General features: G+C 73.2%; 19 protein-coding genes. 9 read left to right on the forward strand and 10 right to left on the reverse strand.

Annotated features, from left to right (window positions below; translation table 11 throughout):
• The first annotated feature begins 140 nt into the window (after positions 1 to 140).
• Genes OG702_RS01525 through OG702_RS01545 form a run of 5 tightly spaced genes read left to right on the forward strand, consistent with a single transcriptional unit; the run spans position 141 to position 6,087 of the window.
• Positions 141 to 1,070 carry an SCO3242 family prenyltransferase gene (locus OG702_RS01525; RefSeq protein ID WP_327287009.1) on the forward strand — a complete coding sequence of 310 codons (930 nt, stop codon included), beginning with the start codon at positions 141 to 143 and terminating at the stop codon, positions 1,068 to 1,070.
• On the forward strand, positions 1,067 to 2,602 hold the full coding sequence (locus OG702_RS01530) for an EboA domain-containing protein (RefSeq protein ID WP_327287010.1): 1,536 nt from the start codon (positions 1,067 to 1,069) through the stop codon (positions 2,600 to 2,602). Before OG702_RS01525 ends, OG702_RS01530 begins: the two co-directional genes overlap by 4 nt.
• Before the next feature lie 28 nt (positions 2,603 to 2,630).
• Positions 2,631 to 3,485 (forward strand): TatD family hydrolase, encoded by an 855-nt coding sequence (locus OG702_RS01535; protein ID WP_327287011.1) that lies wholly within the window; start codon positions 2,631 to 2,633, stop codon positions 3,483 to 3,485.
• A gap of 29 nt (positions 3,486 to 3,514) precedes the next feature.
• Entirely contained in the window at positions 3,515 to 4,693 is a 1,179-nt protein-coding gene (eboE, locus tag OG702_RS01540; protein WP_327287012.1) for a metabolite traffic protein EboE, read from the forward strand.
• Complete coding sequence (locus tag OG702_RS01545; protein WP_327287013.1) at positions 4,690 to 6,087, forward strand: alkaline phosphatase family protein; 1,398 nt, start codon at positions 4,690 to 4,692, stop codon at positions 6,085 to 6,087. Before eboE ends, OG702_RS01545 begins: the two co-directional genes overlap by 4 nt.
• Positions 6,088 to 6,127: 40 nt before the next feature.
• Here OG702_RS01545 and OG702_RS01550 read toward each other — a convergent pair whose 3' ends face one another.
• Complete coding sequence (locus OG702_RS01550) at positions 6,128 to 6,568, reverse strand: MarR family winged helix-turn-helix transcriptional regulator (protein ID WP_327287014.1); 441 nt, start codon at positions 6,566 to 6,568, stop codon at positions 6,128 to 6,130.
• 121 nt (positions 6,569 to 6,689) lie between these two features.
• Between OG702_RS01550 and OG702_RS01555 the strand changes: the two genes are divergently transcribed.
• Positions 6,690 to 7,556 carry an NAD(P)H-binding protein gene (locus tag OG702_RS01555; RefSeq protein WP_327287015.1) on the forward strand — a complete coding sequence of 289 codons (867 nt, stop codon included), beginning with the start codon at positions 6,690 to 6,692 and terminating at the stop codon, positions 7,554 to 7,556.
• Here the strand turns inward: OG702_RS01555 and OG702_RS01560 are convergent.
• Complete coding sequence (locus OG702_RS01560; RefSeq protein WP_327287016.1) at positions 7,542 to 8,318, reverse strand: L,D-transpeptidase family protein; 777 nt, start codon at positions 8,316 to 8,318, stop codon at positions 7,542 to 7,544. The genes OG702_RS01555 and OG702_RS01560 overlap by 15 nt on opposite strands.
• Before the next feature lie 416 nt (positions 8,319 to 8,734).
• Between OG702_RS01560 and OG702_RS01565 the strand changes: the two genes are divergently transcribed.
• Entirely contained in the window at positions 8,735 to 12,154 is a 3,420-nt protein-coding gene (locus OG702_RS01565) for a discoidin domain-containing protein (RefSeq protein WP_327287017.1), read from the forward strand.
• A 51-nt stretch (positions 12,155 to 12,205) separates the two neighbouring features.
• Here the strand turns inward: OG702_RS01565 and OG702_RS01570 are convergent, their stop codons facing one another.
• The 3 genes from OG702_RS01570 to OG702_RS01580 all read right to left on the reverse strand — a co-directional run bounded on the left by OG702_RS01570 (position 12,206) and on the right by OG702_RS01580 (position 14,750).
• Positions 12,206 to 12,949, reverse strand: coding sequence for an anti-sigma factor (locus OG702_RS01570; protein WP_327287018.1), 744 nt, complete (start codon positions 12,947 to 12,949; stop codon positions 12,206 to 12,208).
• The gene (gene sigK, locus OG702_RS01575; RefSeq protein ID WP_327287019.1) at positions 12,946 to 13,536 is read right to left on the reverse strand and encodes an ECF RNA polymerase sigma factor SigK; all 591 of its coding nucleotides are present in this window, start codon (positions 13,534 to 13,536) and stop codon (positions 12,946 to 12,948) included. The genes OG702_RS01570 and sigK overlap by 4 nt, the downstream gene beginning before the upstream one ends.
• Positions 13,537 to 13,946: 410 nt before the next feature.
• Entirely contained in the window at positions 13,947 to 14,750 is an 804-nt protein-coding gene (locus OG702_RS01580) for a DUF4184 family protein (RefSeq protein ID WP_327287020.1), read from the reverse strand.
• Between the two features lie 375 nt (positions 14,751 to 15,125).
• Between OG702_RS01580 and OG702_RS01585 the strand changes: the two genes are divergently transcribed.
• Positions 15,126 to 15,929: an AfsR/SARP family transcriptional regulator gene (locus tag OG702_RS01585; RefSeq protein WP_327287021.1), complete on the forward strand. Its 804-nt coding sequence runs from the start codon at positions 15,126 to 15,128 to the stop codon at positions 15,927 to 15,929.
• Here OG702_RS01585 and OG702_RS01590 read toward each other — a convergent pair.
• On the reverse strand, positions 15,910 to 16,539 hold the full coding sequence (locus tag OG702_RS01590) for a TetR/AcrR family transcriptional regulator (RefSeq protein WP_327287022.1): 630 nt from the start codon (positions 16,537 to 16,539) through the stop codon (positions 15,910 to 15,912). The genes OG702_RS01585 and OG702_RS01590 overlap by 20 nt on opposite strands.
• Positions 16,540 to 16,683: 144 nt before the next feature.
• Complete coding sequence (locus tag OG702_RS01595; protein WP_327287023.1) at positions 16,684 to 18,198, reverse strand: MFS transporter; 1,515 nt, start codon at positions 18,196 to 18,198, stop codon at positions 16,684 to 16,686.
• A 329-nt stretch (positions 18,199 to 18,527) separates the two neighbouring features.
• Here OG702_RS01595 and OG702_RS01600 point away from each other — a divergent pair, with 329 nt between their 5' ends.
• Positions 18,528 to 19,151, forward strand: coding sequence for a response regulator transcription factor (locus tag OG702_RS01600; RefSeq protein ID WP_327287024.1), 624 nt, complete (start codon positions 18,528 to 18,530; stop codon positions 19,149 to 19,151).
• Positions 19,152 to 19,204: 53 nt separating this feature from the next.
• Here OG702_RS01600 and OG702_RS01605 read toward each other — a convergent pair whose 3' ends face one another.
• From OG702_RS01605 to OG702_RS01615, 3 genes are all read right to left on the reverse strand, one after another.
• Positions 19,205 to 19,654: an ester cyclase gene (locus OG702_RS01605; protein WP_327287025.1), complete on the reverse strand. Its 450-nt coding sequence runs from the start codon at positions 19,652 to 19,654 to the stop codon at positions 19,205 to 19,207.
• The gene (locus OG702_RS01610) at positions 19,651 to 21,309 is read right to left on the reverse strand and encodes an NAD(P)/FAD-dependent oxidoreductase (RefSeq protein ID WP_327287026.1); all 1,659 of its coding nucleotides are present in this window, start codon (positions 21,307 to 21,309) and stop codon (positions 19,651 to 19,653) included. Before OG702_RS01610 ends, OG702_RS01605 begins: the two co-directional genes overlap by 4 nt.
• A gap of 189 nt (positions 21,310 to 21,498) precedes the next feature.
• Positions 21,499 to 23,700, reverse strand: a complete 2,202-nt coding sequence (locus tag OG702_RS01615) for an MMPL family transporter (RefSeq protein ID WP_327287027.1) — start codon at positions 23,698 to 23,700, stop codon at positions 21,499 to 21,501.
• Between the last annotated feature and the right edge of the window lie 4 nt (positions 23,701 to 23,704).

Below are 23,704 nucleotides of genomic sequence, written 5' to 3' on the forward strand. Positions count from 1 at the left end.
GGGAGGGACGCAAGGGGGTACCCCCAGGCGAAGCCCTGGGGGCCAGAACGGCGCGACACACCGCGACGGGGAACGCAACCCCAAGCGGCACCCCCCAGGGGCGCGAGGAACTGCGCGACAAGCCGGGACGGAGCGCGACCGTGAACGCAACCGCAAGTGGCACCCCCCAGGGGCACCTGGGCACCCCCAGGCCCCCGGCGCGTCGAGCCAGCGCCAGAGCGCTGGCCGAGTTGGTGCGGGCGCCCGCCGCGCTGACCGTGCCCGGTGACGTGCTGGTCGGGGCGAGTGCGGCCGGGTGGCCGTACGGTGTGCGGGCCAGCGGAGGGCTCGCGGCGGCGTCCGTGCTGCTCTACTGGGGCGGCATGGCGCTCAACGACTACGCCGACCGCGAGGTCGACGCCGTCGAGCGCCCGGGCCGCCCGATCCCGTCAGGCCGGGTGAGCCCGCGCGCCGCGCTGGCGACCGCGGCGGCGCTGACCGCGGCCGGCCTCGGTGTGGCCGGCGCGGCGGGCGGGCGGCGGGCGCTGGGCACGGCGCTGCCGCTGGCCGCCGCGGTGTGGGCGTACGACCTGGCGTTGAAGGACACCCCGCTCGGGCCGCCGGCGATGGCCGCGGCCCGCGGTCTTGACGTGCTGCTCGCGGCAGGGCCCCGTGGCCGGCGGGCGGCGGCGCCCGCCGCCGCCGCTGTCGCCGCGCACACCGGGATCGTGATGGCGCTGAGCCGCCGCGAGGCCGAGGGCTCCTCGCACGCGCTGCCCGAGGCGACCCTCGCCGCGACGGCCGCGCTCGCAGCGGGTGTCGCGGCGGCGCCCGGGGCGCGCGGCCGGCACCGGGCCACGGCCGCCGCGCTGCTGTGCGTGTACGGCCGCACCTTCGGCGGCGCCCAGTTCGCGGCGATCCGCAAGCCGGACCCGCGCCGGCTGCAACGGGCGGTCGGCGCCGGGATCCTCGGCGTGATACCGCTGCAGGCGGCGCTGGCCGGCCGGGCCGGAGCCACCCGCGCCGCACTCCCCCTGCTGGCGGCGCTGCCGCTGGCCCGCCGGCTCTCCCGGAAGGTCTCACCGACGTGACGTCCCGCTCCCCGCTGCGCTTCGGATACGGCACCAACGGCTTCGCCAACCACCGCCTCGACCACGCCCTCGACGTGATCGCCGGACTCGGCTACGAGGGTGTGGCGCTGACCCTCGACCATACCCACCTCGACCCGTACGACCCGGACCTCGGCACTCGGCTGGACGAGGTGAGGCGGCGGCTCGACGCGCTCGGCCTGGCGGTGGTCGTGGAGACCGGCGCCCGCTACCTCCTCGACCCCTGGCACAAGCACTCCCCCACCCTGCTGCACGAGGACGCGGAGGGCCGGGCGGCCAGGGTCGACTTCCTGGAGCGGGCGATACGGATCGGCGCCGGCCTGGGCGCGGAGGCGGTGTCCTTCTGGAGCGGCGTGCTGCCGGCCGGCAGCTCGCCGGAGCGCGGCTGGGAACTGCTGGCCGAGGGCTGCGGGCGGCTCGCGCGAACGGCCGCCCGTGAGGGCGTGGTGCTGGGCTTCGAGCCCGAACCGGGCATGCTGGTCGAGGACTTGGCCGGCTACCGGCGGCTGCGCGACTCGCTGGGCTCCCCCGCGTCGTTCCGGCTCACCCTGGACATCGGGCACTGCCGCTGCCTGGAGGCGGAGCCGGTGGCCGACTGCGTGCGCAGCGCGGGACCCGACCTGGTGAACGTGCAGATCGACGACATGCGCCGTGGCGTGCACGAGCATCTGGAGTTCGGCGAGGGCGAGATCGACTTCACGCCGGTGCTTGCCGCGCTGGCGGAGGCGGGTTACCGCGGGCTGGTGGCGGTGGAGCTCCCCCGGCACAGCCACAGCGCGCCGGACACCGCCCGCCGCTCGCTGGCGTTCCTGCGCGCGCACGCCGAACCGCCCCGGCTCTCACCGGCCGAAGCGGTCGACGCCGGCATGACCGAGCCGGGCCGGGCCTGGCTGGCGGCAGCGGTGGCCAGGGCACGCAAGGACCCCGCCGCGCTGCTCACCGACTTCCCCGCGGTCGGCCGCGGCTGCGGGCGCGGTCCGCTGACCGTGCCCGGCTGGGCCGGGTGGACGGTGGACGAGGCGGCCCGCGCCGTCCTGCTCGACGGGGCGGCGGCGGACACGGTGGCCGACGTCTACGCCCGCGGCGACCGGGCGGAACGCCGAGCCGTGCTGCGGGCGTTGCCGTATCTGGACCTCGGGCGGGCCGCGCTGCCGCTGGTCGAGGACGCGCTGCGTACCAACGACATCGCGCTGGTCGCCGCGGCGCTCGGCCCGGCCGCCGCCGGCCTGGACGCGGAGGCCTGGCGGCAGGGGGTGCTCAAATGCGTCTTCCTGGGCGTCCCGCTGCGCGAGGTGGCGGCGGTCGAGGAGCGGATGGACGCCGAACTCGCCCGGATGCTTCTGGACTTCGCCCACGAGCGGGTCGCGGCCGGCCGTGACGTGCCCGCCGACGCGCTCGCGCTGGTACGGCGCTACCCCGCGCTGCTGGACGCGTCCCCGATCCACGCGGAGGCGGCCTCGCCGGAGCCACGCAGGGCCGAGGCCGCCCGGCGGGTACTCGCCGCTCTGCGCTGACCACCGGAACCCGACCCTGGAGCACCGCATGCGCATCTTCGACCCGCACATCCATATGACCTCGCGCACCACGGACGACTACCGGGCGATGCACGCGGCGGGTGTCCGCGCGCTGGTGGAACCGGCGTTCTGGCTGGGCCAGCCGCGTACCTCCGCGGCGAGCTTCGTGGACTACTTCGACGGGCTGCTCGGCTGGGAGCCCTACCGCGCCGCGCAGTTCGGCATCAGGCACCACTGCGCTGTGGCGCTCAACCCGAAGGAGGCCAACGACCCGCGGTGCGCGGAGGTGCTTGAGCTGCTGCCGCGCTACCTGGTGAAGGACGGCGTGGTCGCGGTGGGCGAGACCGGCTTCGACTCGATGACCGCGGCCGAGGAGAAGGCCTTCAGCACGCAGCTCGCGCTGGCCGTCGAGCACGGGCTGCCCGCGCTGGTGCACACCCCGCACCGCGACAAGGCCGCGGGCACCGCCAGGTCGCTCGACGTGATCAGGGAGTCGGGCATCCCGGTCGGGCATGTCGTGGTGGACCACCTCAACGAGCTGACGGTACGCCAGGTGCTGGACTCCGGCTGCTGGGCGGGCTTCTCCATCTACCCGGACACCAAGATGGAGCCCGACCGGATGGTGGCGATCCTGCGCGAGTACGGCACCGAGCGGGTCCTGGTGAACTCGGCCGCCGACTGGGGCCACAGCGACCCGCTGCGGACCCGCGCCACCGGCGAGGCGATGCTCGCCGCAGGCTTCTCCGCCGAGGACGTGGACAAGGTGCTGTGGCAGAACCCGGTGGCCTTCTACAGCGCCGGCGGGCGGCTGGAGGTGGACGCGCCGGCGCTCGACCCGGCAGCCGTCTTCGAGGGCAACTCCGTCCAGCGCGGCCCCCGCTGACCGACGCACGTCGACCCCAGGAGGCAGCAATGCGGCTGCGGCACGCCGACGGGACCACCGTCCACCTCGGCTACTGCACCAACGTCCACCCGGCCGAGGACCTGGCCGGGATCGTCAACCAACTCGACTGCTACGCAGGGCCGGTACGCGAGCGGCTCGGCACCGACCGGCTGGGGCTGGGCCTGTGGCTCGCCCATGACGTGGCGCGCGAACTGGCCGGTGATCCCGCGGCGGTGGCCCGGCTGCGGGCCGAACTCGGCGCCCGCGGCCTGGAGGTGGTCACCCTCAACGGCTTCCCCTACCGCGGCTTCCACGCGCCGGTGGTCAAGCACGCGGTCTACCGTCCGGACTGGACGACGCAGGCGCGGCTCGCCTACACCCTCGACCTGGCGGACGTGCTCTACGGCCTGCTCCCCGACGACGTGCCGCACGGCAGCATCTCCACCCTGCCGCTGGCCTGGCGGGACCCCTGGAACTCCGGGAGCAGGGCGGCGGCGGGGCGGCGGATCCGCACGCTGGAGACGGGACTCGCCGTGCGGGCGGCCCGCCACGGCCGTCCGATCCGGGTCGGCTTCGAGCCGGAGCCGGGCTGCGCGGTCGAGACGGTGGACCAGATCGAGCGCGAACTGACCGGTCAGGGCGGCGACCTGCTCGGGGTATGCCTGGACGTGTGCCATCTTGCGGTGTCCTTCGAGGACCCCGCGCGGGTGCTTGCCAGGATCGCGGCCGCCGGCCTCGCGGTGGTCAAGGTGCAGGCCTCCTGCGCGCTGCAGGCCGACGACCCGGGCGACCCGGCCGTACGCCGGGCGCTGGCCGCATTCGTGGAGCCGCGTTTCCTGCACCAGACGCGCGAGGCGGGCGAGGGCGGCGCCGCGTACGCCGCCGACGATCTCGGCGAGGCCCTGTCGGGTGCCGGCGCGCTGCCCGGGGCCGCGCCCTGGCGGGTGCACTTCCACGTCCCGCTGCACGCGCCGCCGGAGCCCCCGCTGGCCGGTACCTCGGCCGTACTCGAACAGTCCCTCGCCCTGCTCGTCGGCGGACCGGCGGCGCTGGCCGACCACGTCGAGGTGGAGACCTACACCTGGTCGGTGCTGCCAGCGGACCGGCGGCCGGACGGCCCCGACGCGCTGGTCGCCGGTATCGCCGCGGAAGTGGCCTGGGCCGCAGGCACGTTGACCGATCTGGGCCTCAAGGAGGTGGCGGCATGACGCCGTCGGCACACCGCAGAAGGACCGTCGTCCTCGACGTGGTCGGCCTGACCCCGCGGCTGCTGGCGCACATGCCGGCCCTGCGCGAGGTGGCCGCCTCGGGCTTCACGGCCGAGATGGGCACCGTCTTCCCGGCGCTGACCTGCCCGGTGCAGTCCAGCATCCTGACCGGCTCGATGCCCGACGAGCACGGCATCGTCGCCAACGGCTGGTTCTTCCGCGACGCCGGGGAGATCTTCCACTGGCGGCAGTCCAACAGCCTGGTGCGCGGCGACAAGCTGTGGGCCGCGGGCCGCCGCGGCGACCCCGGCTACCGTGTCGGCAACGTCTGCTGGTGGTACGCGATGGGCATGGACGTGGACGTCACCGTCACGCCTCGCCCGGTCTACCACTACGACGGCCGGAAGTCCCAGGACTGCTACGCCCATCCGCAGGACGTGCACGACGAACTGACCGCGGCGCTCGGCCCGTTCCCGCTGTTCAGCTACTGGGGTCCGGGCGCGGGCATCGCCTCCACCCGGTGGATCGTCGGCGCCGCCGGGCACATCATGGACACCCGCGCGCCCGACACGCTGCTTGTCTACATCCCGCACCTGGACTACGAGGTGCAGCGGCACGGCCCCGACGGCCCGGAGGCACCGGCTGCCGCACGCGCGGTGGACGCCGAACTGGCCCCGCTGCTGCGCCGGTTGCGCGCCGAGGGCACGACGGTGGTGGCGCTCAGCGAATACGGCATCACCGCGGCCCGCCGCCCGGTCGACATCAACCGGGCGCTGCGCCGCGAGGGGCTGCTGCATGTCTACGTCCAGCAGGACGTGGAGAACCTGGACCCGTGGACCTCGCCGGCCTTCGCGGTCGCCGACCACCAGGTTGCGCACCTCTACGTCCGTGATCCGGCCGACATCCCCCGGGTGCGGGACGTGGTCAAGGCTCTGCCGGGGGTGGACCGGGTGCTGGACCGCGGCGAGCAGGCGGAGTTCCGGATCGGCCACGAGCGCTCGGGGGAACTGGTCGCGATCGCCGAGCCGGACGCCTGGTTCACCTACTACTACTGGCTCGACGACGACCTCGCACCGGACTTCGCCACCGGGGTGGAGATCTTCCGCAAGGCCGGCTACGACCCGGCCGAACTCTTCCTCGACACGACCGATCCGACGGTGAAGGTGCGGGCGGCGCTGTCGGTGGCCAAGCTCAAGCTGGGCATCCGCGCCTCGCTCCAGGTGGTCGGCCTCGATCCGTCGTGCGTGCGCGGCAGCCACGGCCGGCTGCCGGACGATCCGCAGGACGGCCCGCTGCTGATCTGCTCGGACCCCGAAGAGGGCAGGGACCGCTACCACGTGACGGAGGTCAAGGACCTGCTGCTGCGGCTCGCCGGTCTCCTGCCGGGGGCCTGAGGCCGGCCCTGTCCTGACCGGGGCGCCGCCCGGCGGCCGGTCAGGACCCGGTCCCGGACCCGTCGAGCAGGTCTTCCGCGGCCCGGTTGACCTGGGCCAGCGCCTCCATCAGGCAGGCTCGCTGGGCGTCGGTCAGCCCGGCGGTGACCTGCTGTTCGAGCTCGCGCCGCGCGGTCTCGACCGGCTCGCGCAGCGCGCGTCCCGCATCGGTGAGCCACAGCCGGACCAGCCGGTTGTCCCGGTCGTCGCGACGGCGTACGAGCAGACCCGTGGCGGTCATCCGGTCGGCCATCTTGACCACCGTCGGGGTGGTGACGTGGAGCTTCGCGGCGACCTCGCCGGGCGTCCTGCCGTCCTGCTCCCACAGCGCGGCGAGCAGGTGGTGCTGGCCGTAGTGCAGGCCGTTGCGGCGCATCGCCTCGTCGGCGAGCGCGCGCAGCACCTTCGAGGTCCTGCTGTGCAGGTCGAGAAATTCGGGCATCGCGACCTTCCGGCGGCGGGACGGGTCGGGCCGCCCACGGATTCGTTTGACGGCTAATGATTAGCCGACTAGCGTTCTCTCCGCCAGGTCATTAGACGGCAAACGACCCGAGGAGATCCCGATGATACTCGTGACCGGCGCCACCGGAAACATCGGCCGCGAGCTGGTCAGACAGCTCGACGCCACCGGCGCGCCCTTCCGTATCCTGGTCCGCGACCCGCAGCGCGCGGCGGCACTGCCGGCGAGCGCCGAGCGGGTCACCGGCGACCTCACCGCGCCGGACAGCCTGACCGCCGCCCTCACCGGCGTCGACCGGCTGTTCCTGCTCACCCCGGGCATCGCCACCGAACCCGCCGCCCACGCGGTCGCCGCCGCGCGGACCGCGGGCGTACGGCACATCGTGCTGCTGTCCTCGACCAACGTGCTGGGTGACCCGATGCCCGCGATGGGCCGCTGGCACCACGCCCGCGAGCAGATCGTCCGCGACTCCGGCATTCCCGCCACCGTGCTGCGCCCCGGCGGCTTCATGACCAACGCGCTGGACTGGCTGCCCAGCATCCGCGAGGGCGGCTACGTCCTCGACCCGGTCGGCCCCGGCCGTATCGCGCCGATCGACCCCGCGGACATCGCGGCGGTCGCCGCCCTGGCCCTCACCGGGGAGGGACACGAGGGCCAGGACTACTCCCTCACCGGCGCCGAGGCCTTCACGGTGGCCGAGCAGGTGGCGATCATCGCCGCCACCATCGGCCGGCCGATCGACGTACGCGCCACCAGTACGCCGCAGGAGGCGGTGGCGGCCCGCTTCCCGAACGGCGCGCCGCCGGCCCTCGCCGAGGCCGTCGTCGAGGGCTTCATGCTGCTGCGGGCCGACACCGAAGGCCTCCGCACCGACACCGTGGAGCGGCTGCTCGGCCGCAAGCCGGGCACCTTCGCCGACTGGTGCGCCCGCAACGCCGAAGCCTTCAGGATCGCCTCAGCGGGCCAGTGAGGCCGTGTCACCCATGACCACGACCGGGTGCAGGGCCGGGTCGAGGGTGGCGAGCAGCTGCTTCATATGCGCCTCGGAGACGCTGACGCAGCCGTGGGTGGGCCCGCCGTGGTCGACGTGCAACCAGATGCCGCCGCCACGGGAGTCGCCCATCGGGCGGGTCCAGTCCAGGGGTGACACCCCGGTCTTCCGGTTGTAGTCGATCGCGACGACGTAGTCGAAGGATCCGGCCAGCGGCTCACCGCGGAAGCCGCGCCCGCCGATGCTGAAGCCCCGGGAGTGGTGGTACGGCAGCTTGGTGCCGGGGTCGGACCGCAGGCCGCCGGCGTCGGAGAGCGTGAACACCCCGATCGGTGAGCGCAGATCGCCCGCGTGGTGGTCGGTGGTCCAGCCGTCCTTCGCGTTGTGCGCGGGCCAGGCGGTGCCCGGCCGCCAGCCGCCGTCGGGGGTCCGCCGGTAGACCACCAGCGTCGCGTCGGACGAGCTGCGGGACCGTCCGGTCACCAGGACGACCTGGTCGGTCTGCCGCGGTATCCGGGCCAGCGTCTGCACGCCGAGACCCGGCAACTGCCGCGGCGGGGCAGGCGTGGCGGCCGGCGCCGGTGCCGTCGTGGCGGCCGGGCCCGACGGCTGGTCGTCGATGACGAGCGGTGCGGTCCGGTCCTGCGCGGCCGCGCCGACGGGGGTCCCGCAGCCGGCGAGTACGGCGATCGCCGCCGCGCCCAGTCCTGACAGCAGGACGCGGGGGGTGGGGGAAGGCATGGGTGGAACCCTTCGGTCCAAGGAGGGTGCGGAAAGGGGGGTCTCACGCGCCCGGCGGCGGGCAGGGGCCGCCCGGCAATCGCTCTTCGAGGCCTCGGCGGCTGGGGCGGATATCAGTTCCCATACTTGTGGAACCACCTGGCAATGCCGGTGGGTTGCCCCGGCCCCGCGTTCTTCCGGTACCCGACGTCCCCGCTCGTGCGCCGTACCGGCCCCGCCCTCTGGGCCAGTTCACGTCGAGACCTTGACGCGACCTGCACGCGAGTGTTCACTTCCGCATTGGAGAGCGCTCTCCCGCCCCACTGTCACCCGTTCACCGCATCACCCCGCCCGGCGGCCGCCGTCCAGAGATCTCCTGCATTCCCCCACACCCCCCTGAGGGAGACTCATGTATGCCAGCAACAGGGTCAGATCCCGTGCCTGCCCGCACCACCCGCGCCGCCTGGCTCGCCTCGGCCGCCGTCCTGGCACTGATCGCCGCGCTCTTCAGCTCCGCACGGCCCGCCCATGCCGCGCCCTCGCTGCTGTCGCAGGGCAAGCCCGCCACCGCCTCGTCCACCGAGAACGCCGGGACCCCCGCCTCGGCCGCCGTCGACGGCAACACCGGCACCCGCTGGTCCAGCGCCGCCGCCGACCCACAGTGGCTCCAGGTCGACCTCGGCAGCAGCGCCACCCTCAGCTCCGTCACCCTCAACTGGGAGTCGGCCTACGCCACCGCCTTCAAGATCCAGGTCTCCGACAACGCCCAGACCTGGACCGACGCCTACTCCACCACCACCGCGACCGGCGGCACCCAGACGGTCCCCGTAAACGCTTCCGGCCGCTACGTCCGCCTCTACGGCACCGCCCGCGCCACCGGATACGGCTACTCCCTCTGGGAGTTCCAGGTCTACGGCACCACCGGCACCACCACACCCGCCAGTTGCGGCACCGACAACGCCGCGCAGGGCAGGACCGCCACCGCGTCGTCCACCGAGAACGCCGGCACCCCCGCCTCGGCCGCCGTCGACGGCAACACCGGCACCCGCTGGTCCAGCGCCGCCGCCGACCCCCAGTGGCTGCAGGTCGACCTCGGCAGCAGCGTCCCGGTCTGCCAGGTCGTGCTCAACTGGGAGTCCGCCTACGCGAAGGCCTTCCAGATCCAGCTGTCCGACAACGGCACCACCTGGACCCCGGTCTACTCCACCACCACCGGCACCGGCGGCACCCAGACCCTGACCGTGGCCGGCACCGGCCGCTACGTCCGGATGAACGGCACCGCACGCGCCACGGGTTACGGCTACTCGCTGTGGGAGTTCCAGGTCCACACCGGCGGCAGCGGCACCTCGGGCGGCGGTACGACCGGCGGTACCACCGGCGGCGGCAGCACCGGCGACTGCGGCACCGAGAACGCCGCCCTCGGCCACCCGGCCACCGCCTCCTCGCTCCAGGACGGCGACCCCGGCTACTCCGCCACCTACGGGGTCGACGGCAGCACCATCAGCCGCTGGTCGAGCGCGTCCTCCGACCCGCAGTGGTTCCAGGTCGACCTGGGCGCGAGCCTGCCGGTCTGCCGGGTCGTGATCACCTGGGAGAACGCGTACGCGAAGGCCTTCCAGATCCAGCTGTCCGACAACGGCACCGACTGGCGGCAGGCCTACTCCACCACCACGGGTACCGGCGGCAAGCAGAGCATCGAGGTGTCCGGCAGCGGCCGCTACGTCCGGATGTACGGCACCGCGCGGGCAACCGCCTACGGCTACGCCCTGTGGGAGTTCGAGGTCTACACCGTCGGCGGGGTGACCGCGACCATCCCGCCGCCGCCGTCGAAGCCCGCACCCGGCAACTGCCCGTGGCTCAACTCCACCGCGGTCACCTCCACCAGGGTCGCCCAGCTGATGGGGCAGATGTCGCTCCAGCAGAAGGTCGCCATGCTGCACGGGACCGACGCCCCCGACTACATCGGCAAGATCATCGGCATCCCCGCGCTGTGCATCCCCGACGTCAACTTCGAGGACGGCCCCGCCGGTGTCGGCGACGGGCTCGGCGGAGTCACCCAGATGCCGTCCGGCATGGTGTCCGCCGCGACCTTCGACCCGCAGTGGCAGCAGCAGTACGGCGACGCGGTGGGCCAGGAGTTCGCCGGCAAGGGCGTGCACGTCGCGCTCGGCCCGACGGTGAACATCATCCGCGACCCGCGCTGGGGGCGGTCGTACGAGACCTTCGGCGAGGACCCCTACCTGTCGGGGCAGATGGGCGCCGCCGACATCAGGGGCATCCAGGAGCAGGGCGTGATGGCGGAGGTCAAGCACGCCGCCGCGTACAACATCGAGCAGCCGGCCGGCACGGTGAACGTCGACGCGCGCACCCTGCAGGAGATCTACCTGCCCGCCTTCCAGACCGCGATCAAGGATGGCGGCGCGGCGGCGGTGATGTGCGCGTACAGCAACGTCAACAACGAACCGTCCTGCCAGAACCCCGACATCCTCAACAAGGGCCTCTACCAGCAAGCGGGTTTCACCGGTTTCGTGACGTCCGACTGGGGCGCCATCCACTCCACCGTGGAGTCGGCGAACGCCGGGCTGACCGTCGAGATGCCGGGCGGCTACTACTACGCCGACTTCCTGATCCAGGCGGTGCAGGACGGCCGGGTCAGCCAGGCGACCGTGGACACCATGGTCTCCCGGGTGCTCACCCAGATGTTCCGCTTCGGGATGTTCGACAAGGCGCCCACCGGTGACAACAAGGCGATCGTGACCACCCCCGGGCACAACAAGGTCGCTCTGCAGGGCGTCGAGGAGGGCACGGTCCTGCTCAAGAACAACGGCGCCCTGCCGCTGAATCCGGCGGCGCTGCCGTCCGGCGTGGCGGTGATCGGCGTCGACGGGGGGCCGGGCACCCAGACCATCGGCGGCGGCAGCGGCACGGTGACCAGCAGCGGCACGTACACCCCGGTCATCGGCATCCAGCAGCGGCTGGCCGACACCGGCACCAAGGTGACGTACAACGAGGGCACCGACGTGAACGCGGCGGCGGACCTGGCGCGGACCTCCAGCGTCGCGGTGGTCTTCGCCAGCGACAACTACGGCCACGAGGAGGCCGACAACGCCTCGCTGAACCTGCCCGGCAACCAGGACGCGCTGATCTCCGCGGTGGCGGCGGCCAACCCGCACACCATCGTGGTGCTCAACGACAACTCGGCGATCCTGATGCCGTGGCTGAACCAGGTCGCCGGGGTCTTCGAGGGCTTCTACGACGGCCAGCAGTACGGTCAGGGCATCGCGGCGCTGCTGTTCGGCGACGTGAACCCGTCGGGCCACCTGCCGGTGACCTTCCCCGCGTCGCTCTCCCAGGTGCCGGCGAACACCGCCGCCCAGTGGCCGGGCAGCAACGGGCAGGTCAGCTACTCCGAGGGCCTCAAGGTCGGCTACCGGTGGTACGACACGAACAACCTCACCCCGCTGTTCCCGTTCGGCTTCGGGCTGTCGTACACCTCCTTCTCGTTCGGCAACCTCCAGGTCGGCGCGGTCAGCAACGGGCAGGCCACGGTGAAGGCGACGGTCACCAACACCGGCAGCCGGGCGGGCAGCGAGGTCGCCCAGCTCTACGTGGCCGATCCGGCCGCCGCGGGTGAGCCGCCGCACCAGTTGAAGGGATTCCAGCGGATCAGCCTGGCCGCGGGCGCGTCGGGCACGGTCACCTTCACCGTGCCGGTCCACGCGCTGGCCTCCTGGTCGACCACGGCGGGCCACTGGGTGGCCGGCGCGGGCACCTACCAGATCCTGGTCGGCGAGTCGTCCCGCAACCTCCCATTGAGCGGCGGCCTCACGCTGCCGTCCACCGTGACCGCCGACTGACGGCGGCGGCCGGTGCGGGGCGCCCTCCGCGGCGCCCCGCACCGGGCGGCCTCACAGCGTCAGCAGGACGACCGGCGTGCCGGTCGGCGTCCGGGAGCCGCCCTGCGGCTCCACGGTCACCCCGACTCCGGACGCGCCGCGCGCGCTGCCGGCCAGCAGGGCGGCACCGTCGGGGCTGCCCGGGTCGACCAGCCCGGCGGGCACCATGGCGCCGCCGCGGCTATACCACAGCTGGTAGACGTGGGAGCCGTCCAGCCGCGGCAGGCCGCGGTAGAGGAAGGCGGTCCGCCCCAGCTGCCGGGAGGACACGACGGTGGCGCTGCCGCCGCCCCTGACCGCGCCGGCGTGGGTGGTGGCGTCGGGCGCCGCGAGCAGCGCGCCGAGCTCAGCGGCCTGTTGCTCGGCCTGAGCGGTGCGGTCCCGCTGCCGGTCGGCCCGGTGCTCGGCGTCCACCGCGACCGCACCGGCCGCCAGGGCCGCCACCAGGCAGGCGGCGGCAGCCAACTGCGGCAGCCTGCGCCGCCAGCCGCCACCGGACGGGCCCGCCGTGGCGTGCGGGCCTGGCGGCAGCTGGCGCACCCCGGGCAGCGCGCCCATCACCCGGCCGCGCAGTTCGGCGGGCGGGACCACGGCGACCGCCAGCGCCAGCCGGGCAGCGGTCTCCCGCAGCTCGCCCACCTCCTGGGCGCAGGACCGGCAGGCGGCCAGGTGGCGGGAGAACTGCGCGGCCTCACGTTCCGACAGCGCGTCGAGCGCGTAGGCACCGGTGAGCGTGTGCAGGTCGGCGGCGCTCATACGGAGGTCACCCCCAGGCAGTCACGGAGCCGGATCAGCCCGTCCCGCATGCGGGTCTTGACGGTGCCGAGGGCGACCCCGAGCAGGTCGGCGGTCTCGCGGTAGGTGCAGCCGCGGTAGTACGCCAGCGTGACGGACTCGCGCTGCAGTTCGGTGAGCCGGCCGAGGCAGCGGCGGACCTGCTCGCGTTCGAGCCGGCGCTCGACCAGCTCGCCGACCTCGTCGAAGGCCGGGCTGTGGTCGCGCACCGCCGCCCGGTGCTCGCGCTCGGCTGCGGCCTGCGCGGACCGGGCCCGGTCGACGGCCCTGCGGTGGGCCAGCGTCATGATCCAGCCCATGGCGCTGCCCTGCGCGGGGTCGAAGCGGGCGGCGCACCGCCACACGTCCACCAGCACCTCCTGGGCGACCTCCTCGGACTGCGCCGGGTCGCGCAGCACCCTGCGCACCAGGCCGAGCACCGAGCCGGCGACCGCGTTGTAGAGGTCCTCGAAGGCCTCGCGGTCCCCGCGGGCGGTCAGGTCGAGCAGCTGCTCCAGGGCACCGCTGTGCGGGGCCGGTGATCGGTCGCCGCGGGCCACCGCGCGCATGGGCACACCTCCGGACGGGAACGTCGTCACGGAGGTTTCGACGCCGCGGCCGGTACGGATTGGTCGGCGCGGGAAGTTTCTTCGCCGCCGCACGGACAAGGCCGGACGGTCACCGTACGCGCGAGCGGTGACCCCCGGCCAGCCGGGCGCCCGGCGGCCGACCCGCACCGACCCGGCGCACGCGTGCCGGGCATACTCCGGGCCCGCACCGACCATCGGTCAGCCGGGGGCCGGGCCCGTGCCGGGCATACTCCGGGCCCGCACCGAACGCCGCCCAGCCGGGCGCCGGTCGGCCGAACCGCACCGCCCCGGCGCACGCATGCCGGGCATACTCCGGGCCCGCACCGACCATCGGCCCGCCCGGCGCCCGGCGGGCGACCTGCACCCGGCCGGCGCGCCGTCACCGTCGGTCAGACCGCCGTCCTGCGGCGTCCCAGTGCGGTACGCGCCACGGCGGCGAAGCAGGCCAGGCCCACTGCGGCGCCCGCGCCGCCGCCGAAGGCGACGGCCGGGATGAGGTCGAGGATGCCGGCGCTATGCAGCGGGCCGTGGTCCCAGCGGGCCAGCCGCGCCGCCGCCCCGGCCGCGGCGGCCGCCCCCACCAGCGTGGTCGCCGCGACCCTGGCACGGGCCGACAGCCGCGGCCGCGGCGGGGTCTGCGGGCGCACCGCCCGCAGGGTGCGCGCCACGTACCAGCCGACGACGCCGAGGCCGAGGACCGAGGAGCCGAACTGCAGGTCGTAGTACAGCGGGCGGCCCAGCACGGTCCGGTTCAGCACCGGCAGCAGCCGCGCGCCCAGCCGGCCGCCGTGGGTGAAGGCGTCCCAGGCCACGTGCGTGGCCGCGCCGACGGCCGCGGACAGCGCGAAGCGGCCGGCGCCGGCCAGGCCCGCGGTGCGCCCGGTCGGCGCGGTCATCGCCTCGGCGGCGTCCGCCCACCTGGCCGGCAGCAGCGCGACCAGCGGTTCGCGCAGCAGCCAGTGCCAGCCGGCGGCGAGCCCTGCGGCGATCGCCACGTCGGCGGTGACCACGCCGAGCGGGCTGTGCGTGAACACCCCGAAGCCGAAGGTGCCGTGCACCAGGGAGTCGGTGAAGTAGGGGACGTCGGGCGCCAGCGACCCGGCGACCAGCGCCGAGGCCACGAGCGGGCCGCGGGGGCGGCCGTCGCGCAGCATCGGCAGCACCGCGGCGGGGTGACTGAGTGTGAACGGCATCCCGCCATCCTCCCTCGCGGCGCCCCGCGCCGCCCTTCCAGGCCCCCGGTCGCCCATCCCCGCCGGCCCGTCCCCCCGGGGTTGCCACTCGCGGTGGCCGCGCGCCCTTCCCGCCATCGTGGCCAGTCGGGCGGTTCCCCGCGCCCTTTGGGTGCTGCCGCTCGCGGGGACCCCGCGTCCCGCCGCTGTCCTAGCTCGGCGCGCGGTCCCCCGCCCCTCCGCGCGCGTGGGGGTGGGCTCGGGGGGCAGGTCCGCGGCAAGGTGCGGCCCCGGTGGGAGGGGTTCCGGCGGGGTAGCACGCCGGTAGAGTGAAGGACTGGCCGCCGGACCGCAGGTCCACCGCAGCCACCTCGACGCCGCGGAGGGGTGACCGGTTTGGAGTTCGGTGTACTCGGGCCGTTACGGGTCCGTGACGCGGACCGTGACCATACGCCCACCGCGCCCAAGCAGCGCCAGCTGTTGTCGCTGCTGCTGCTCGACGCTGGCAAGGTCGTCCCGGCCGGCACCTGCGTCACCGAGCTCTGGGGCAGCGCCCCGCCGAGCAGCGCCGCGGCGACCCTGCAGTCGTACGTACTGTCGCTGCGCCGGATGCTGGCCGGGATGCCGAGCGTCGGCAGCGCTCCCGCGGCCCGGCGGCTGCTGGAGACCAGGGAGAACGGCTACTCGCTCGTGGTGCCGGTCGACGCGCTCGACCTGGAGCGGTTCAGGGCGCTGGCCCGCCGCGGCAGCGCGCTGATGCACCGGGACGACCGGGGCGCCTCCCGGCTGCTGGCGCTGGCGCTGGCCCTGTGGCAGGGTCCCGCGCTGGCCGGCGTACCGGCCGGCCCGGTGCTGGCCGGGCGGCTGCGGGTACTGCACGAGGAGCTGCTGAGCGTGCGCACGCAGCGGATCGACGCGGATCTGAGCCTGGGGCGGCACCGCGAACTGCTGGAGGAGCTGGACGGGTTGGCAGCGGGCCAGCCCGCGGAGGAGTACGTCCAGGCGCAGTACATGCTGGCGCTGTACCGCTCGGGCCACCGTGACCGGGCGCTGGTGGTGATGGGGCGACTGCGCCAGGTGCTGCGCGAGGAGCTGGGGCTCGAACCGTCGTCGTGGGTGGAGAATCTGCACCACTCGATCCTGGACGGCGGCCCGCCGGAGCGTTACGGCCCGGAGGACGTCAGCCCTCCGGGGCGATGACGCCGCGCACCAGCGGGACGGCGATGCGCAGCACGTCCTCCAGCGGCGCGTCGGCGAGGTCGGGCAGCCGCAGCAGGTAGCGCTGCGAGACGATGCCCATCATCACCGCGGCGAAGACCGCGGCCCGCAGCCGCGCGTCGGGGCCTTCGATGCGGTCGGCGACCCGGTCGACGACCTCGCTGGTGACGTGGCGGCGCAGCAGCTCGGCCGCCTGAGCGCTGGTCATGCCGGCCCGCAGCAGGACCGACATGGGGCTGTCCTCCTCGGCGGCCCAGCGGCCGAGCAGTGCCCGCAGGTAGGCCTCGGCGGTGCGCCCGGGGTCGTCGTCGGCCAGTTCGTCGATCCTGGCGTGCCAGTGCACGGCCTCCCTGAACAGCGCCTCCTTGGTGCCGAAGTAGCCGATCACCGAGGCCTTGTCGACGGAGGCGGTGAGCGCGATGCCGCGGATGGTGGCCTTCTCGTAGCCGTGCCGGCCGAATTCGGTCCTGGCGGCCTGCAGGATACGGCGGCGGGTGCGCTCCCCCTTGCGCTCGGGGACGGGCGGCGGATCCGGTTCGGGCGCGGGCTCCGGGAGGTGCGGGGCGCCGGGGGCCGCGGGGGCGCCGGTCATGACATCAACTCCTGCGTGGGACACGCCCGACTGTAGAGGACGCCGCCGCCACGGCGCCCTCTCCCCCGGCGGTGTCGCGTGCCGCCGGGGGTCGGGCACGCCGGCGGGGAGGGGGCGGCGGCGCCATGGACGGGTTCTGCCGGGTCAGTGGCCGGTCGTGGCGCCGTCCGAGGCGTCCTGCGGAGGCGCGTCGAGCACCACGGCGGCGATCACCGCGCCGAGCACGAACACGCCGAGCGAGACCAGATATCCGCGGGTGTAGCCGTGGGTCATGGCGTCGGCGGCGCGGGCCACCAGCGCCGGGTCGTGGTGCCGCAGGCCGGCCAGGTACTGGTCGCCGGCGTGCGGCAGCCGGCGGTTGGCGACGGCGTTGACCAGGGTGGCCAGCGAGGCCAGGCCCAGGGCGCCGCCGATCTGCTGGGAGGTGTTGAGCATCGCGGAGGCGCTGCCGGACTCCTGCGGCCTGACCTTGTGCACCGCGAGCACGGTGAGCGGTACGAAGGTGCTGCCGAGGCCGAAGCCGGTGATGAGGGTGCCGGGCAGCACCCCGCTGACGAAGCTGGTGTGCGGGGTCAGGGTGCTGAGCACCAGCATGCCGCAGGCGGCCAGCAGCAGTCCCGGCACCAGCAGGAAGCGCGGCGGCACCCGGGAGACCAGCCGGGAGCTGATGGTGGCGGCGGCGCCGATGGCCACCGTGAACGGCAGATAGCCCAGGCCGGTGCGTACGGCTCCGTAGCCGAGGACCTCCTGCTGGAAAAGGGTGGTGAAGTAGAAGGTGGAGAACATCCCGACGCCGACGCACAGCAGGGTGGCGTACGCGCCGCCGCGGTTGCGGTCGCGCAGCACGCTCATCGGCAGCATCGGGTAACTGCCGCGGATCTGGGTGACGATGAAGGTGGGCAGCAGCACCGCGGCCAGGGCGAAGCAGATGAGCGTGCCGGTGTCGCCCCAGCCCTCGACCCCGGCCCGGTTGATGCCGTAGACGAGGGCGACCAGCCCCGCGGTGCCGACGGCGGCGCCGGGGCCGTCGAGCCGCCCGTTGGTCCTGCGGGGCTCGGCGAGCACCGAGGTGCCGATCAGGACGGCGACGCCGATCGGGATGTTGATCAGCAGCACCCAGCGCCAGTCCAGATACTGGGTGAGCGCGCCGCCGAGCAGCAGGCCGACGGCCGATCCGACGCCGGCCATGGCGGCGTAGAGGCCCATCGCCCGGTTGCGCGGCTTGCCCTCGGCGAAGGTGGTGGCGATCAGGGCCAGCGCGGTGGGTGCGGCCACGGCGGCGCCCGCGCCTTGCAGGACCCGGGCGGTGATCAGGACGGCGGTGTTGGGGGCCACGCCGCCGAGCAGCGAGGCGCCGGTGAAGAAGGCGATGCCGCCCCGGAACATCCGGCGGCGGCCGAAGAGGTCGCCGGCCCGGCCGCCGAGCAGCATCAGGCCGCCGAAGGCCAGGGCGTAGGCGTTGACCACCCAGGCGAGATTGCCGGCGGAGACGTGTAACGCGGTCTGGATGCTGGGCAGCGCGATGTTCACGATCGTGGCGTCGAGCACCACCATCAGCTCCGCGGCGGTCAGGACGAACAGCGCGAGTCCGGGATGGCGCGTTCCCGGCAGTGGTGCGGCGGCTGCGGGAGCCGAGACAGCCTTGTCTTCCAGGGACATGGATCCTCCACGCGGTTGAGCGGGACATGGACCTGACGTGGTGACCCTAAAAACTATACAGCTGTTTACTTTTGATATCCGATCATCTCGCCATCTGTCAGAAACCCGCTTGCGGTGGCTTGGATTCGCCCCCTCGGACATGATCGGGTGCCGTCGCCGAACCCGCCGGCGCGCAGGATCCGGATGCGATTTACGCTTTTGCAGCAATCTCGGCGGTGACAGCCGGCCGATGACCACCGCACCCTGAAACGGATTTAGCACGGCGCCGTAGCGGCGGACCGTCGTATCTGCGCCGCCATCGACTCACCGGGGGACTCATGCCAGGTACGGTGGCCACCAAAATTCTGATCGTCGACTCACACCCCATCTCGCTGGCCGGATTGCAGACGATTCTGGATAACTCCCAGGATCTTGAGGTGGTGGGCGCTGTCCAGGACGAGCAGGAAGTTGCTTCCGAATATCGGAAACTCCGTCCCGACGTCGTCATCGTCAATACGCACGCCCATGCCTCCGAGGCGCTCTACACCGTCGTCGCGCTGTCCGCGCAGTGCCCGCCGCTCGCTCCGCCGCACGTCCTGGTGCTGATCAGCGGCAGTGCGGGCGAGGCGCACGAGGTGCTGAGGGCGGGCGCGAAGGGCCTGCTGTCGAATCGCAGCAGTGCGGCGGAACTCGCCGCCGCGGTGCGGCTCACCGCGACCGGCACGTCACTTCTTGTGCCGTCCGAGAACAGCAGGATCGATTCCCCGCTGGCCCGGCTCACCGACCGGGAGGTGGAGATATTCCGGCTCATCACCCGGGGTTTCTCGAATGCAGAGATCTCGGATTCCCTGCAGGTGAGCGAAAGCACGGTGAAGTCGCATATCCAGCATCTGATGGACAAACTCGGACTCCGCAACCGCGTGCATGCGGTGATTTTCGCCTACGAACGGAATATCGTGCACACCCGTTCGTAGGCGATCCGGCGGTGCGGCCGGCTTGTGCGGGGGGGGTGACGGATAAGCAATCGTCAGCCGGTCGAACGCAGTTGGGAAACCACAGCCCAGCGGTCGAACACATTGCGGTCCTCGACCACGAGACCGTCGGCCACCCGCCACAGCTGAATCCCCTCGGAGACCACGAGCCGGCCGGTGGGCGGCACCCCGGCGAACTCCCCCACGTGGGTGGCCCTGGTGGTGAACCAGGTCGCCACCCACGGCCCCTCGGCCACCTGCAGTCCGATCGAGACCGAGAGGCCGGCGAAGGCGGCACGGCGGTTGCTGACGCTGCGCCGGGGCCCCTCGGGGCCGACCGTCTTCCCGCTGAGCACGAAGTCGGGGGCGAAGATCCGGTCGGCGACCGCCAGGTTGCCGCGCGACCAGCCCTCCTCGAACCAGTACCTGGCGAGGTCCTTGTTGGCCTGCTGCTCATCGACGCCCCGGTGCACGTCGACCGCGGCGGGCCTGCCGAGGCCGGTCACCGGCCCGTCCAGCCGCCCTTGGCCGCCGCCGCCCGGAAGGCGGTGAGGGCTTCCTGGCCGAGCACCGACAGCTCCGGCAGCGGGGAGGCCGAGATCTCCTCCAGGTAGTGCAGCATGTCGCTCTGGCTGGGGAAGATGAAGCGCTGGTCCATGTCCTTCCAGCCGAAGCTGCGGGAGACCGCCTCGCTGGAGTCCAGCATCCGCAGGATCATGTCGGCGGCGGTGTCACCGTCGATCTGACCGGCCTCGTAGAGCAGGCAGGCCCGTTCGGTGGCCTCCACCAGCTCCTTGAACGCGTCGCTGTCGGGCCACCACAGACCGGTGTGCGGGGCCTTCTCCAGCTGCTCGAAGACCGACTCGTCGCGATCGACGCGGTAGGCGCGCAGCGCGTTGTTGATCCGCAGCGTGCCGGGGGTGGTGCCGCTGCCCCAGACGCGGAAGACCGCGTCCCACAGCCGGAAGTGCGAGAAGGAGATGTAGGAGCAGTTGACCAGGGTGTCGTTCCAGTCGAGCAGGCCCTGCTCCATCTCCTCCACGAAGCGGAAGCGCTCCTCGGAGAAGTCGTCGTCGGCCAGGGCGGCGAGCAGCCGCGGGGCGAGGGCGTTGATCAGCTCGAAGGTGTTGGACATGCCCCGCGAGTACAGCGGGTCGAGGAAGCCCGACGCGTGCGACATCAGGCACCAGCGCTTGCCCACCGTCTTGTGGGACGAGTACTGCATCCGCCCGGTGGACACCCACTCGCGCACCTTGCGTGCGCCGGTGAACTGCCGCTTCACCGCCGGGAAGCGGCTGAGCAGCAGGTCGAACTCCTCGTCGGGGGTCAGGTCGGTGGGCTTGGGGTATTTCCGCTCGTCAAGGGTCACGCCCACCGAGCACAGCGGGTTGCGGGACTTGTCGTGGTTGTCGAACGGGATGATCCAGAACCAGCCGCGGTCGAAGAGGTGGTGCATGGTGCCCTCGTGCCAGCGGGCCGGCGGCTTGAGCGCCTCGGGCGTCTCCAGCACGTCGTCGTAGGGCGTGACGCCCACCATGTGGGTGAACATCGAGCGGGCGTGGTGCTTGAAGCGGGCCGGCTTCTCCCGCAGCTCCAGGTGCTCGGCCAGCGGCGAGCGGAATCCGCTGGCGTCCACCAGGTAGCGGGCCGACACGTCGCGGCCGTCGGCGCCGAGCAGGGTGACCCGGTCGTCGTCGAAGGCGACCTTGGTGACCATCCAGTTCTGCCGGGTGTCGCAGCCGTTCATGACGGCGAGCCGGAACAGGTAGGCGTCGCTGTCCTGCCGGAAGAGGTGGCTGGACTCGGAGAGCAGCTTGGGAATGACGAACTGGTGCGCCTGCGACGGGTCGGGCTCCTCGCCGGGGTGGTGCAGCATGAAGCCGAAGTGCCGCTTGCGGCCGAAGGTGTTGCTGACCTTCTCGTTGATCACGCTGGCGTCGGCGAGCGCGAGCAGTTCCGGCACGTCGTAGCGGAGGGCGAGGACCTCCATCCAGGCCGTCAGCTGCGGGATCATCGACTCTCCGACGGCGAACCGCGGGTGGCTGCCGGCATCGGCGAGCAGCACCTTCGCACCTTGCTTGGCGAGTACGGCTCCCAGCGAGGAGCCGGCGATGCCGGCACCGAGTATCGCCACGTCGTAATCGGGGCTGGAAGTGGACATGAAGGATTGCCTCCCGGTTGTCGGATCGCGGACACCCTGTCGGGCCGACGCCCGCCATTTCACGATGTCACCGGGGGGTGAAGGGCAGAGAAAGCACGCATAATGCAGGCCACCGCCCATGCACGGGGGGAGCGGTGGCCTGCGGTCGGTGGGTCGGGCGGGCGCTGCGGGCCGCCCGCCGGGCACGGGTCAGACGGGGTCGCGGCGGCGCTCGGGCTCACCCGCGGGTCCGGGCACCGGGCCGGCGGCCGCGGGCGGCTGCGGCCGGTCGCGGATCAGCAGCGCCCTGGCGGCCCAGTCGGGGAACCACCAGTTGGCCCGGCCCATCAGCGTGACCAGTGCCGGGGCGAGGATGCCGCGGACCACGGTGGCGTCGACGATGATGCCGGCGGCCAGCGCGGTGGCGAAGACCCGGACGTCGGTGATGGGCACCGTGGACAGGGCGACGAAGGCCAGGAAGAGGATGAAGGCCGCCGAGCTGATGAGCCGTCCGGTGCGGCTGATGCCGGTCACCACCGAGGGCACCACCGTGTCCCGTTCACCCTTCGCGGACAGTTCCACGTGGGTCTCCCTGATCCGGTGCAGGATGAAGACCTCGTAGTCCATGGACAGCCCGAACAGGAACGCGAAGACGGTCATCGGCACCCAGATGGTGATCGAGCCGACCGCCGGGGTGTCGTAGAGCGCGGCGCTGCCGTAGCCCTTCTGCCAGATCAGGACCACCGCACCGTAGGCGGCGCAGGTGGACAGCGCGTTCAGCACCAGGGCCTTGAGCGGCAGCAGGATCGAGCGCAGCGTTCTGGCCAGCACCACGAAGGTGAGCAGCGCGACGAAGGCGAAGATCAGCCAGAGCGAGCCGTAGACGGCGTCGATGAAGTCGACGTCGGCGGGCGGCCCGCCGCCGGCCAGCGCCTGCGGGGTGCGCTGGGCGGTGTCCACCACCGAGGTCACGGTGTCGCGGCCGCCGGGGCTCGACGGGTCCGCGGTGGTCCACACGTCCACCACCGTGCGGCCGCCGCGTGCCCAGTCCGCGGGCGAGACCGAACCGGCCACGCCGTCGATGCCGCCGAGCCGGCCGGTCAGGGCGCCGGCGTCGGTGGCCGGGGCGACCACCTCGACCGGGCGGGCGATGCCCTCGCCGAAGCCCGCGTCGACGATCTTCCGGAAGGACACGGCGGGTTGGCCGCCGTGCGCCAGGGTGGTGGTCTCCGGCGCTCCGAGCCTGATCACCAGCACCGGCGCGGCCAGCGCCAGCAGCACCGCTCCGCTGAGCAGCGCGGCCACCACCGGCCTGCGGGTGGTCCAGCGGGCGATCGAGGACCACAGCCGGCTGTCCGGCCGATGCTCGCGGCGCGGCCTGTCCAGCTTGTCGCCCCAGGCGTAGAGCATCACCGGCAGCAAGGTGAGCGCGACGGCGACGCTGACCACCGGGATGAGCAGGCCGCCGTAGCCGACGCTGCGCAGGAAGGGCACCGGCAGCACGACCAGCGCGGCCAGCGAGATCGCCACCGTGGCGCCGCTGAGCGCGACCGCGCGGCCCGCGCTGTTCAGCGACCTGACGATGGCCTCCCTGCGGGCCTCGGGGTCGGGGCCGCTGCCGCCGGGCTTCTGGCGTTCCTCACGCCATCGGGTGACGACGAGCAGCGAGTAGTCGATGGCCACGCCCAGGCCGATCAGGGCGACCAGATACTGCACGATGAAGGACACGTCGGTGATCGAGACGACGCCCCGCACCAGCAGGAAGGTGGTGGGGATGGCGACCGCGGCCATCAGCAGCGGCAGGACGGCCAGGCCGCTGGCGAAGACCAGGGCGAGCACGATCAGCGCGCCCAGCGCACCGATCAGGGTCTCCCCCACCGGACTTCTGGCGCCGCCGCTGTCCCGCCCCGACAGCACCGGCTGCCCGGTCAGCTCCACCGGCGCGCCGGCGACGGTGGCGTGCGCGAGCTTGGCCTTGATCCCGGGCAGCCAGGCGTCGTACGGGCTGGTGGTGGGGTTGGCCGGCGGGTAGACCAGGGCGACGGTCGTGCGGCCGTCCTTGGACAGCAGCGCCTTGCCGGTGCCGCCCGCCGCGTCCGCGTAGGTCACGCTGCGGCCGCTCTTCGGGGTGACGCCGTGGACCAGCGAGGTCCACTGGTCGCGCACGGCCGGGGTGTCGAAGCCGGCACCGGCGGGCAGCGTCACCGTGAGCAGCAGCGGGGCGTTCTTGCCGCCGGTGGCGGAGAACTGCCGGGCCAGGTCGTCGTTGGCCTGCTGGGAGTGCCGGCCGGGCAGCTTGGACTCAAAGCTCAGCTTGTCGATCGTGCCGCTCGCCATGGCGCCGCCCGCGAGCGTGAGCAGCACCCAGACCACGACCACCTGCCAGCGGTGGGCGAGCACCCATCTGGTCATGCGC

It is taken from the genome of Streptomyces sp. NBC_01198, assembly GCF_036010485.1.
In the GTDB taxonomy this organism is placed as follows: Bacteria; Actinomycetota; Actinomycetes; order Streptomycetales; family Streptomycetaceae; genus Actinacidiphila.